Raw genomic sequence first — 12,033 nt, forward strand, 5'->3', positions numbered from 1 at the left:
AGCTCACCTTATAATACTTCTATTCTAATTTGTTTTTCTGATATTGTTTTTCTGATATTGTTTTTTTAATCATTAGTTTTTATACTGATCTGTTCTTATGTCGACTTTGATCTTTCTTATATTATAAAAATCGTCTAAAATTTTTAAATATTATGAATCCTCTTATTATTTGAGGAGGATTATGTATGAGTGACGCTGGTAGTGGAGATATATTTGACTTTAAGCTTGAAAAGTGGGTTCTGGGAGCAGATGAATGCGCTTTTGCGAATTTGAGCGCTATAGGAAAGGATAAACCTCTACGTCAATATCTGATTGAGTCGGTTACGAATTGGGTAAATAAAGAAGAAGTATTTTTAACGGACAAATTCATTTTAGATATGTGTGATTTTATTAAAGACCAGAACGAAGATCTTTATGATCGTTTAATGAAGAAGTGTGCTCTAAAAGGAATAAGTGTGGGTGAAGGTATATTTGAAGCATTAAACCTGTTGACTTGTGGAACAGTAAGTGAGCAGCAGGGTAGAGAGATCAAAGATAACAGTAATGAGTGATTTAGTCTGTCTGTTTCAATGTACTTCTGTGGAAATTTTTCTTAAATTTTATTGTGCCTTCTCTTTTGAAGTCTAACTTATCCTGTTTATCTAAAAACAGGTTTCTTTTTTAACTCATCTTTAAATATGACTCGTACGTATTTTTTATTGGGATACACTATGGATTATATCGAGACCTGGAAAGAGGTTATTCAAAGACCGACTGATTTTTTCAGAAAAATGCCAACGACCGGAGGATATGCTGAGCCGCTCACTTTTGCAGCAATCAGCTATTTCATATACGGGCTTTTGACGGCACTTTTTAACCGTGGAATGATGGGAGGTATGTATGGATATGGAATGATGGGTACCGGAGGATATGGTCTATCTACATCGCTTATGGCTGCGATCATATTCCCAATTATGGGTATTGTCTCTGTTATTATTGGAGCTGCAATTCTCCATCTCATTTATAAAGTTCTTGGAGGCGAAGGAAGTTATGAAGGCACTTTGAGATTCATATGCTATGCCTCTGCTGTGATGCTGCTGTCCTGGATTCCTCTTATCGGCTGGATCTTCGGGTTTTACGGAATCTACCTCTATATTGTTGGCGGCATGATTGTGCATAATGTAAGCATGGCAAGATCTGCGATAGCTGTACTTCTGCCGACTTTCTTGGTCTTCTTACTGGCTATGGTTGTAGCAATATTTGTTCTGTCAAGTGCTTTTTCTGCTCTTGTCTGAAAAGGTTATCTTCTGGTCCGGGTGTCTCTCGGAAAAAGATACTCTCCATTTTTTTGTGTGCTTCTCAATTCTTTCGAAATCGTTGCCTCAAGCTAAATATTTATATATAAGAAACTACTTTAATTGGATCTACACGGCTAACACGTGATCGAAAATGCCAAGATGGCGGAGCGGCTACGCAATCGCCTGCAGAGCGATACCATTCCGGTTCGAATCCGGATCTTGGCTTTTTTCTTTCAATAATCGATTCAACCTAAAACTATATATTCAATAAAGTGCTTTAAACGAATCCACTTTGTGCCAAGATGGCGGAGCGGCTACGCAATCGCCTGCAGAGCGATACCATTCCGGTTCGAATCCGGATCTTGGCTTCTTTAAAACTTCTATTTTTCTCTTAAAATTTTTTTCTTTTACCCCTTTTATCAATTTTTGTCTAAATCTTTTCCAAATCTTTTTTGTCTTTAATTTAAATACCAGATGACTTGTTTTTCATCTTTCAATTGATAGTTCAAGTAATCTTTAATCTGACATTTTTATATCAGGAGAATACTAATTCTGGGCATGGACATTGATGAGCTCATGCGGAGGCTTTTTGAATTCTATCCCGATGGCTGTACTGTGGATGTGCGTGAACCTTTTTTCGCATTAATTTCCACTGTCATGTCACACAGAACTAGGGACGATGTAACCTATCCCGCAGCAGAGAAGCTTTTTGAAAGATTTTCAACCCCTGAGGAAATGTCCGAAGCTGATGTTGAGGACATTGAAACGCTTATAAAAGATGTGGGTTTTTACAGGGTTAAAGCCGGGCGGATAAAGGAGATTTCCAGAATTTTACTGCAGGAGTATAACGGGATGGTCCCGGACGAGATGGAAACTCTCCTGAAACTTCCCGGAGTCGGCAGGAAAACAGCTAACTGTGTACTTGCTCATGCCTTCCTTAAAGAAGACGCCCTTGCTGTAGATACACATGTCCACCGGATCTCTAACAGGCTTGGGCTGGTAGTAACAAAGAACCCTGAAGAGACAGAAATAGAATTGAAAAAAGTCCTGCCGCAAAAATACTGGAGGCACGTTAATATTTTGCTTGTAAAATTCGGGCAAAATGTCTGCAGGCCTGTAGCTCCAAGGTGCGAAATTTGCGTCCTGAGCGATATATGCCCTAAAATTCTCCTTTAATCAGGTTTTCCTGAACTATTTTAAATTCCAGAATCGAATTCGTAAGGCACTGTACAGAATGAAGAACTGTTATGGGGATACGAGATTTTTTATATAAAGATGGCATTAAGCTGGCAAAAGGGTTATCTTATCCCTTAATCTGGTGACAGATTCATTTAAGCTGCACAGTTATCATACTTTACATGCAAATTATCAATATTTACATGTATATTATCAATACTCTGCACAGTATATCTTATGAGTAATCTGCATCTCACATTTACCAGTTCACGAGGTTAAACATGTTTCAGATAGGAGAAGCATTAATGGGGCAGGGTTCGGAACTTGCCCACGTTGATTTGATGATAGGAGATAAGGGAGGTCCTGTAGGACAGGCTTTCGCAAATGGCCTTACTCAGCTCTCAGCCGGGCACACCCCTCTCCTTTCCGTTATCAGGCCCAACCTGCCGCCAAAGCCTTCAACCCTTATTATCCCGAAGGTTACAGTAAAGAACATGGATCAGGCAGCAAGAATTTTCGGACCTGCCCAGTCAGCTGTTGCAAAAGCAGTAGCAGACTCTGTAGAAGAAGGCGTGATCCCCAAGGATCAGGTTGAAGACCTTGTTATCGTAGCAAGCGTTTTTATCCACCCTGAAGCCCAGGACTACAACAAAATCTACAGGTACAACTACGGAGCCACAAAACTCGCAATAAAGAGAGCACTTGAAGGCTTCCCGGACATCGACACTGTGCTTGAAGAAAGCAACAAATCCACACATGCTATCATGGGCTTCAAAGTCACAAGACTCTGGGACCCACCATACCTGCAGATCGCCTTTGACAACCCGAACCTTGAGTTCGTGCTTTCTGCAATCTCCCAGATCCCGAACAGCGACCATGTAATAATTGAAGCTGGTACACCTCTTATCAAACGTTACGGAACAGACGTAATTTCAAAGATCAGGGGAGTAAGACCGGATGCCTTCATTGTCGCTGACTTAAAGACCCTGGATACCGGAAACCTTGAAGCCAGAATGGTTGCAGATGCCGCAGGTGACGCTATTGTCGTTTCAGCCCTTGCACCTATCAGTACCATCGACAAGCTCATTGAGGAAGCCCACAAGACAGGTATCTATGCTGTTATGGATACACTTAACCAGCACGACCCGATTTCCGTCTTGAAGCAGCTCAAAGCCATGCCTGATGTAATTGAACTCCACCGTGGAATTGATATCGAAGGCACAGAACACGCCTGGGGCAATATTGCGGAAATCAAAAAGATTGCTCCTAAAGCTCTGGTAGCAGTTGCAGGCGGAGTCCGCCTCGACAAGGTGCCTGTAGCCCTCAAACAGGGTGCTGACATCCTCGTGGTCGGACGTGCTATCACCAATGCTAAAGACGTCAGGGAAATGGCTGAACAGTTTATCAATGCCCTTAACAAGCCGGAAATTGACCAGTTCAGAGTCATGACAGACTTCTGAGCGCGTGGATTTTTTCCACGCTTTTTCCTTTTCCTTTTCTTTTCACTTTTCAGGAGGGTATCTTCCTTGAATTCACCATTCATTTTACTGAACTATAAGACCTATACACAGGGCACAGGCAGGGGAGCAGTAGAAATTGCAAAAGCCTGCAAAGCCGTGTCCGAAGAGTCAGGTATCGAGATCGCAGTAGCCCCCCAGCTTCCTGATATTTACAGGGTAGCTTCCGAAGTTGAACTTCCTGTTTTTTCCCAGCATATGGACGGCATAGGAGCAGGAAGTTTCACAGGTCATGTTTATGGAAAATGTGTAAAGGAAGCAGGTGCTGTCGGGACTCTTATCAATCACTCTGAAAGGCGTCTGACCCTTGCAGAAATTGAAGCTTCCTTAAAAGCCGCAAAAGAATTCGGGATCAGAGCAGTTATCTGCACCAACAATGTCCCAACAACTGCCGCAGGTGCAGCTCTTGGTCCGGATTACGTAGCAATCGAACCTCCGGAGCTTATAGGCAGCGGAATTCCTGTCTCAAAAGCCGACCCTGAAGTAGTTAGCGGTTCTGTTGAAGCTGTTGCAAAGATCAATCCTGGAGTAAAAGTGCTTTGCGGCGCCGGAATTTCTAAAGGTGAAGACCTCAGGGCAGCCCTTGACCTTGGCTCTCAGGGTGTACTCCTTGCATCAGGAATCGTGAAAGCTAAAGATCCAAAGGCAGCACTGGAAGAGCTTATCAGTTTGATTTAAACTTTCTTCTAAAATTCTATTCTCCAAGGAAACTTATTTCCCAAAAAACTCGTATATCCGAATAAGGAATACTCTGAGCAAAAATAATCCAATAACAAAGGCATTTGAATAAAAAAATGCGGCTTTTTCAGCCGCTTTTTTAAACTTATTAAGTTTTAAAATTACTTATAAGCCTCAATAAGAGGTTTTACCGCTCTTGGGTCCCCAATTTCAATAAGGATCAGGGCAGTCTCATCCTTAACTTTCTGGTCCTCTGTTTTCAGGTTTTCTATAAGAGGCTCAACTGCCGTTTCTCCCATATTAACAAGGGCTTCTCTGGCACTTACTCCAAAGTCTTTATCTCCGATTTTTTCTATAAAGAATCCTGCAGCTTCCTGGTTACCAGTTTTTCCAAGGGCGAGGAATGCTCCGTTTCTGACGCTCATATTCATGCTCTGGTCGTTAAATATCGTTTCAAGGGTATTTACGGCTTCAGGGCTTCCTATATTGCCAAGAGCTAAGGTTGCGGCTACCCTTACTTCAGGTATTTCCCTATCGTCGTTTATTACGCCGATTAATGTCTGTGTAGCCTCAGTGCCTCCTATTCCCCCAAGAGCAAGGACAGCGCTTTTTCGGACATCTACACCTGTGTTTAGACTATCTTTTCTTCTTCCTTCAGCTTCCTTTCCACTTTCCAGAATGTTTTTCAGGGACTCTACTGCCGACTCGTCTCCCATTTTTCCAAGTACAAGGGCTGCATTACTTCTTACAGAAGCTTTTGTATCTCTCAGTCTCTCTATAAGATAAGGCACTGCTTCTTCTGCCTCTAATTTTCCAAGAGCGATTGCAGTGCTGCTCCTGATATAATCTTTTTCGTTATTTTTCAATTCATTCATCAGGGCGCTTACTGCTCTTTCATCTCCTAGTTCTCCAAGTGCCATAACTGCACTGTGTCCAGCCAGAGGATAATCCTGAGAAAGCATCTTCAGTAAGGAGTCTGTTGCGGCAGTTTCCTGTTTTTGTCCAAGGGCCATTGCAGCTGCGACTCTTACGTATCCTTTTTCGCTTTTAAGAGCCTGAAGGAGTATTTCATTTTCGTTTCCCGATTCAGATTCGAAATTTGAAAGTACAAAGGAAGTATATAGAGTGGAATTCTGTTCTTCTGCCTTGAGGGCTTCTTCAAGAAGGTCTGTATCATTTCCGTATTCCCCATTAAGTGATCTTGCAAGGCTCTCTCGCATGGCTTTATCTTTTGCTTCTATAGCCAGTATAATCTCTTCCGGGACCTCCCCCTGACTCTGTGCTCCGTCGGATACAGTTGTACTTGAAGTTCCTTCTTTTCCAAGATTTTCTGAAATAATATCTTCCGCTCTTTCATCTCCGGTTTCAAGAAGCGCGAGAAGCATATAACTTGTTATTTCTCCCCCTGAACTCGAATTTTTGGTTTCGATCTTCTCAATAAGGGCGCTGGCCGCTGGCTTTCCGAGTTTTCCGAGTTCGGTTGCGACATTTAGCTTTACTTCACTGTCAGTGCCAGTTTCCAGTCTATTTATTAGACTTTCAATTCGATTTTCTCCCGAAAATCCATCCACTGCTGTGGTATTTGTTGTATTTTCCATTCTTTCCGTGAACTCATCACCGCTTAAAAGAAGCGAAAAAAATATAGAAAGAGTGATAAGTGTAAATAAAAGAGAAATTTTCCATTTAACTTGGGACATTATAATTTCTATCTATTAATTGTTTATATGTATTTCTCTGTTTATCAACCCGGCAAAGAGAAAGGGCTTTTTATTTTCTGAGTTTCAGATTTTTCTCTCTTACACGGCATCCGAGCCCGCAAAAAAGAGATGTTATTTCAGTTTCTACAGAATCTGCATCACAGTCTCCGAATATGGTTATTCTGTAAGTTACTCCTAATTTTTTGGGTACACTTATTTCTTTTTCGGAGGCTGTTCCATTCTTCCAATTGTAGATATCGCTTATTTTACAGTCTGCAAGATGTTCGTTTGTATTCACTGCTCCGAGAATGATTTCAGGATCGGCCCCCTCAGGTATCACGACTGAAATATCCCTTACCGAATGCTTCAGGTTTTCTTTTCTCCATTCCCTCAGTTCAGATTCTGAGAGAAGGCGAAGGTTTTCAAGTTTGAGTTTAATGAATTTGTTTTTTATATGGGGAGCAGTGCCTTTTGAGACAAGTTTCGTAAGAACTATCTCGTTCGGTCCCACTTTTTCCAGTTTGCCCACATGGATATTTCCGGAATAGATATGAGAAAAGCCGCAGACTTTTCCTACGGAATTCAGGATAGTCTCATATTCGGTTATCCTCGAGTTGATCAGTTTGTCCGACCTTCGCAGGGCATGAGCCGTGTCATCATATTTACGGGCAGCTGCTTTCATCTTTTTTACAAAGCCTTCTTCATCGTGTGCCCTCACAAGGCTGGAAAGCTCTTCACATTCCTTTATAAATGCCTCGTGAACCTCAGGAACACCAGGGTTTTCCATCTGAATCAGGGCATAGAGGTAGGGATTCTGGCCCAGGATTCTGCCCACAAAGTCAAGCATTATACTGTATACGGGGCTTACGAATTTCCTGGACTTTTTTATATCAAAATCAAGCCTGTCAATGGTTGTCCCTATAGTAATATAGGCAAAATGAGTGAGTCCCTGTACCACTGAGACCAGCCTGTCGTGTTCTTCTGCAGTTGTGATCTCAACATGTGCGCCGCTTTCCTCAAAAAGCTTCCTTATTACCGGAAACCATTTTTCCGAGCGCCCTTCTACCGGGACAAGAATTACGGTTTGACCCCTTATCGTGGGAATAGTCGGACCGAACATAGGGTGAGTTCCAAGAATATCAACGTCCCCGGGTGCAAACTTTTTCATGGCTTCTACAGGCTTTACCTTGATAGAGGTAAAATCCATCAGAAGACTTCCTGATTTCATCTTTGGGGCGACTTCTGCAATAGTTTCTTCTGTTGCATTGATCGGAACAGATACTATCACTATGTCACTTTCAGGGATAACTGCCTCAAGGTCCGAAGCAAAAGGTACGTCCAGTTTTTTAGCGACTTCAACTTTGCCGCCTTTTCCCCAGACAGTAACTTCATAACCTCTTTCTTTAAAAAAACGTGTGAACCACTGCCCCATCTCTCCGGTTCCGCCAAGGATCAGAACTTTCATTTTTCCGGTCTCAGATTCCGTATTCAAGCCTGCAGAGCCTCCAGTACGGTTTTTTTCATGAGTTCCACCGGCGGTTCAACTCCTGTCCAGAGCCTGAAAGCTTCTGCTCCCTGATAAACAAGCATCAAAACCCCACTTATCGTTTTTGCCCCTGCAGCCTTTGCTTCCCTTGAAAGCCTGGTCTCAAGCGGATTATAAACAATATCAAAAACAGTAAGGCTGCTGTGAAGTTCTTCTGCTGTCGCAATAGATGTATCAGTGTTAGGGTGCATGCCGAGAGTTGTGGTATTGATAAGGACGTCTGCATTCTGCAAAAGTTCTTTTAACCCTGAAAGCCCTGTACCGCTTATTTTTCCCGGAAGGGCTGCAGCCGAGATTTCTTTTGCAAGTTCTGCCGCCCTCTCTTCTGTCCTGTTTATTACCGTGATATCTGCGCCGTCGGCTGCAAGCTGAAAAGCAACTGCCCTTGCTGCTCCTCCTGCTCCTGCAACCACTATCTTGGACCCTGTAATTTCCACTCCATTTTCCAGAAGCGCCTGCCTTGCCCCAAGTCCGTCAGTATTATACCCCTGGATTTCTCCTGATTTCCCAAAGACTACAGTGTTTACTGCCCCGATCCTTTTTGCAAGGGGGTCAGGCTTGATGAAGTCAAGTTTCAAAGCTTTTTCTTTCAGGGGAACTGTCAGGTTAAGCCCTCCAAATCCCATAGCTTCGGCTCCAAGGATCGCTTTTTCCAGCTTTTCCGGCGTGACTCTGAAAGCGTGATAAACACAGTCCATACCAAGGGCTGAAAAAGCAGCATTATGCATGGCAGGGGAAAGGGAATGACCTATTGGGTCTCCAAATACACCAAAAACCTGCTTCATTTTAACATTTCCATCATTTTCTTTACTTCATCTGCCGGAAGCTGACCGGGAGCAGCGGCTGTATCACTTTCTATAGAAGCATATGTGAGTACTGAACCGTAGAGGGGAGCAACCACTCTTGTGTGTTTTCCCTGACTGCCCATTGCAATGGTACACACTGATTTTCCTGCACTTTTAAAGTCCAGAGTAACTCTCAGCAGATTAAGGGTGTCTTCCATTGACTGAGGCATAACTGCAAGTTTGGCAATATCTGCCCCTTCAAGAAACATTTTTTCAAGAATTGTCTTCATATCCTGAAGAGAAGGAGTTTTTAAAAAGTCATGGGAAGAGATGATTACGGTTTTTTCGTTGTCTTTGGCCGTTTTTATAACTTTATCTCTATCTTTCCTGCCGGCGGAAAGTTCGATATCAATCGCATCCGGTCCATCTTTAAAAAAAAGGAGACCTGTAAGAAGTCCTATTCTATCTTCCTCTTTTCCTTCCCACTTCCCTCCCTCTGCTCCAGAACGGTTAGTAATGAGTAAAGGAAGTCCGGTTTCGGATTTTATTTTCCTGACCGTCTCTGCAGCTCTTTCCAGATCCCTGATTCCCAGTAAATCCAGCCGGATTTCAAGGATATCAGCTCCTTTTTCGGCTGCTTTCTTTGAAGTTTCGAGGGGGTTTTCAAGGATTACTGCAACAACTGCAGTTCTTTTTTCAAGGTCAAATGAGCCTATTTGAGTCATATTTTCTCCGAATCCGGGAGTTAATAAATCAGGTTTTTTCGGCTTTTCTGGTTTATTTCTCTATGATCGTCTCTTCTATTTTTTTGCCGAAATGCCTCGCTCCTTCTTCGAGACGGACCAGAACCTCGTCTCCTTTCTTGAGCTTTGCAACCGAGATTGGGTTCCCATCCTTTCCTACGAGCTTGATGGTTTCGGCGTTTTGCAGGATTACAGTTAAAGTCCTGTCTCCGGCTTTTGCTTCAATTAACATGAGTGGACGGCTTTCGATCTTGACCCTGCCGACAATACCTTCCCGCTGTTTTCCTTTTGAGTCTACGATAGTTACGGTGTCTCCTGCCTGGAGCTCTGAAAGATAGCGGGTTTTATCTCCAATTTTTATGTAAGAATGAACTGCACCAGCGTTTACCCTGAACGGGCGGGCTGCCACGTAAGGGCTTTCATCGGACTCCGAATTTACCAGGAACATCCCGCTGGCCTGCGAACCTATAAGCATGCCTTCTCCGCGCTGCATGAGGTTGCATGTGTCCACACATACCCGGTCTCCCATTCCGAGGGTTTCTACCCTGGTTACAACTGCAGCTTCAAGTTCGGCACTTTCGCTTTCAAGTTCTCTTGCAGCTTTTATTGTGTCTTTTATATCCTGAGGATTTCCACTGTCAAGAAGTACTCCATCAGCTCCCGATTCAAGAGTCTGGAAGGCGAGCCTTGCTTCCTCAGCACTTTTTACTCCAAAGATGATCTTTACTTTCTCACGCTGGAGGTCAGCTATCAGGTTTTCCAGTGGGATGACTTTCCAGTCCGTGCCGGTAACAAGCAGATAGTCGCAGATTTTTCCCATTTCGGCTGCGAAGCGCTCATAGTGTTTATCCTTTATGACCACGTATCCGCCTACGGTTACGCCTTTATCAGTGAGCAGGGTTGCTGCGTTTACATCAAATGAACCCGGAATCTCTTTCGGCAGGGGTTTTGTTCCATCGCCTTCTCCTCTCTTTCCAACGACCACGATGTCAGCCCCGGACCTGTTGTCGCGCGCAAAGGCTGCAACTGTAATGTTTCCCAGTTCCCTGACCTTTCCTACATCTGCCGGGTTTACAAGTACACAGTCGGCTCCGGATTCGAGACCTGTTGTGATTCTATCTTTCTGTTCTTCCCATCCGCCTTCATCGGCTTTTATCCAGACGCTTTTCTTCTTCAAAGGCTTTCAACCCCGTTCATAAATTCTGTTTTTTTTATTCCGGTCTTTACTCCGGTACTTTATCCGGCAATTCCGGCATCTTTCGTTTTTTAATTCTTTCACTTCGGGCTTGGTTTTTGCTTCTTAATTTTTCTCAGCATTCTTTTACTTTAGCTGCTCCAGAGCTTCTTCTACAGGTCTTCTGTGATGCACGATTTCACAGATAGCCCTTGTCAGCCTTACAGGATCTTTGTGCTGGAAAACATTTCTTCCTATTGCAGCTCCTCTTGCTCCGGCTTCCATAGCTCCGTCAATCATTTCAAGAAGCTGCAGATCGGTTGAGGTTTTCGGTCCGCCTGCAATTACTACAGGTACAGGGCAGCCTCTTACCACATCTCTGAAACTGTCCGGATCTCCGGTATATACGGTTTTTACTACGTCAGCTCCGAGTTCGGCTCCAATCCTGGCAGCGTGTGCCACATTTACAGGGTCATGGGGGTTTGTGATCTTTTTGCCTCTGGGGTACATCATGGCAAGAAGAGGCATTCCCCATTCCGTGCAGTCCCTTGAGATTTTTCCGAGCATTTCGAGCTGGTCGGCTTCTGTATTGGACCCTACGTTGATATGCATGGAAACTGCATCAGCTCCCATTTTTATCACTTCTTCAACGGTACAGACCTGTACTTTGGCATTGGGGTCGGGGCTCAGGACAGAAGAGGCACTGATATGCACAATAAGCCCGATATCGTGGCCGTAGCCTCTGTGCCCGTACCTGACCATACCTTTCTGCATGAGAACTGCATTTGCTCCTCCTTCAGCAACCCTATTAACTGTATCGGTAATATTAATAAGCCCTTCAATAGGTCCGTCAGAGATTCCATGGTCCATCGGAATAATGACCATGTTTCTGCTCTCTCGATTCATCAGCCTTTCTATGCGTATTTTTTTGCCGATTTCTGACATTCTGGTTCCCCTAAATTCTAAGTTGATTAACTTTGTCTGTATATTTCTTTAGTTTTTATCCTTTATTTCTTCTAGCGTGCTAGTGTGTCACATACTAGCACACACACCTATTTAAAACTTTTCAGGCCCTGCTCTGATCCGATTTTCAGTAATCATGAATTTGCAAAGTAAATACTGGACTAATCTGTACATCTATGTACTATAATGCACAGTTTTTAAAGTTTTCTCTTATTTAACAGTTTACTTCAGTCGAATACCCCGCTAGCTTGCTACGGGGCGCGCCAGCGCAACTTTGATTATTGTCAGGTTGTCATGCCTATCTCAAATCCTCAAATAAGTTATTTGAGCACTTTTTCTGTCGATACCATTGTATGAGTCAAAAATCAGATTTGGGGAGTGGGAGAGGGTAAGAAATCGCCGAAGCAAAGTCAGGAATATACAACGCACTTTCCGCAGTAAAATTTCAGGATTTTATATTTTTGAAATCCTCCAATT

At 43.3% G+C, this 12,033-nt stretch carries 11 protein-coding genes and 2 tRNA genes; 7 read left to right on the forward strand and 6 right to left on the reverse strand.

Features of this window, described 5'->3' with window-relative positions; all coding sequences use genetic code 11:
- Positions 1-185: 185 nt before the first annotated feature.
- From PLL47_RS13215 to tpiA, 7 genes are all read left to right on the forward strand, one after another.
- Entirely contained in the window at positions 186-551 is a 366-nt protein-coding gene (locus PLL47_RS13215; protein WP_324446840.1) for a hypothetical protein, read from the forward strand.
- A gap of 159 nt (positions 552-710) precedes the next feature.
- Positions 711-1,274 carry a YIP1 family protein gene (locus PLL47_RS13220; protein ID WP_324446842.1) on the forward strand — a complete coding sequence of 188 codons (564 nt, stop codon included), beginning with the start codon at positions 711-713 and terminating at the stop codon, positions 1,272-1,274.
- A gap of 156 nt (positions 1,275-1,430) precedes the next feature.
- Positions 1,431-1,502, forward strand: a tRNA-Cys gene (locus PLL47_RS13225).
- A gap of 71 nt (positions 1,503-1,573) precedes the next feature.
- Positions 1,574-1,645: transfer RNA gene (locus PLL47_RS13230), tRNA-Cys, on the forward strand.
- Positions 1,646-1,835: 190 nt separating this feature from the next.
- Positions 1,836-2,453, forward strand: coding sequence for an endonuclease III domain-containing protein (locus PLL47_RS13235; protein WP_324446844.1), 618 nt, complete (start codon positions 1,836-1,838; stop codon positions 2,451-2,453).
- Between the two features lie 281 nt (positions 2,454-2,734).
- Complete coding sequence (locus tag PLL47_RS13240) at positions 2,735-3,913, forward strand: bifunctional 5,6,7,8-tetrahydromethanopterin hydro-lyase/3-hexulose-6-phosphate synthase (protein ID WP_324446846.1); 1,179 nt, start codon at positions 2,735-2,737, stop codon at positions 3,911-3,913.
- Positions 3,914-3,979: 66 nt separating this feature from the next.
- Positions 3,980-4,648: a triose-phosphate isomerase gene (gene tpiA, locus PLL47_RS13245; RefSeq protein WP_324446848.1), complete on the forward strand. Its 669-nt coding sequence runs from the start codon at positions 3,980-3,982 to the stop codon at positions 4,646-4,648.
- Positions 4,649-4,809: 161 nt separating this feature from the next.
- Here tpiA and PLL47_RS13250 read toward each other — a convergent pair whose 3' ends face one another.
- The 6 genes from PLL47_RS13250 to PLL47_RS13275 form a co-directional block, all read right to left on the reverse strand.
- The gene (locus tag PLL47_RS13250) at positions 4,810-6,345 is read right to left on the reverse strand and encodes a HEAT repeat domain-containing protein (protein WP_324446850.1); all 1,536 of its coding nucleotides are present in this window, start codon (positions 6,343-6,345) and stop codon (positions 4,810-4,812) included.
- 70 nt (positions 6,346-6,415) lie between these two features.
- The gene (locus PLL47_RS13255; protein ID WP_502883705.1) at positions 6,416-7,810 is read right to left on the reverse strand and encodes a prephenate dehydrogenase; all 1,395 of its coding nucleotides are present in this window, start codon (positions 7,808-7,810) and stop codon (positions 6,416-6,418) included.
- Positions 7,811-7,833: 23 nt separating this feature from the next.
- Positions 7,834-8,676 (reverse strand): shikimate dehydrogenase, encoded by an 843-nt coding sequence (locus PLL47_RS13260; protein WP_324446853.1) that lies wholly within the window; start codon positions 8,674-8,676, stop codon positions 7,834-7,836.
- Positions 8,673-9,401, reverse strand: coding sequence for a type I 3-dehydroquinate dehydratase (gene aroD / locus PLL47_RS13265; protein WP_324446855.1), 729 nt, complete (start codon positions 9,399-9,401; stop codon positions 8,673-8,675). The genes PLL47_RS13260 and aroD overlap by 4 nt, the downstream gene beginning before the upstream one ends.
- A gap of 52 nt (positions 9,402-9,453) precedes the next feature.
- The gene (locus PLL47_RS13270) at positions 9,454-10,596 is read right to left on the reverse strand and encodes a 3-dehydroquinate synthase II (protein ID WP_324446857.1); all 1,143 of its coding nucleotides are present in this window, start codon (positions 10,594-10,596) and stop codon (positions 9,454-9,456) included.
- Positions 10,597-10,740: 144 nt separating this feature from the next.
- Positions 10,741-11,538, reverse strand: a complete 798-nt coding sequence (locus PLL47_RS13275) for a 2-amino-3,7-dideoxy-D-threo-hept-6-ulosonate synthase (RefSeq protein ID WP_324446859.1) — start codon at positions 11,536-11,538, stop codon at positions 10,741-10,743.
- Positions 11,539-12,033: the final 495 nt, after the last annotated feature.

The organism is Methanosarcina sp., from assembly GCF_035390745.1.
Lineage (GTDB): Archaea > Halobacteriota > Methanosarcinia > Methanosarcinales > Methanosarcinaceae > Methanosarcina.